Origin of the sequence: Paenibacillus xylanexedens, assembly GCF_007676705.1 — a bacterium.
GTDB classification, from domain to species: domain Bacteria; phylum Bacillota; class Bacilli; order Paenibacillales; family Paenibacillaceae; genus Paenibacillus; species Paenibacillus xylanexedens_C.
This window is the reverse complement of sequence record NZ_VEBF01000249.1, coordinates 1-284: the sequence shown is the minus strand read 5'-3', so window position 1 is coordinate 284 and position 284 is coordinate 1. Positions and strand designations below refer to the sequence as shown.

Genomic DNA, 284 nt, shown 5'->3' with positions numbered 1-284 from the left:
CCTAACGCTTATGCTCCCTCTATCCCACATCACATATCTACCATTCTTCCACATCCCACCCACACTCACCCTCCCTCCACTTTCCCCCTTTAACATTCCTCTTTTCACTTCAATCCTCCCCATCCTCTCCTCACACCAAAACCATTTCATCTCCCCTTCTCTTCCCCATACATCCATCCCCTCATTAAAATCTCTTTCCCCATACTTTTTCCTCTTCACCTTCCCTATCATCTCCTCACTTTCACCTACCCTAACCCTACAATCCTCTTCCACACTTATCTCTT

Annotated in this window: 1 protein-coding gene; it reads right to left on the bottom strand. The window is 46.5% G+C overall.

Annotation, left to right across the window (positions count from 1 at the left end):
• On the bottom strand, positions 1-284 hold a 284-nt coding region (locus FS628_RS31650; RefSeq protein WP_186328043.1), incomplete at both ends, for a hypothetical protein.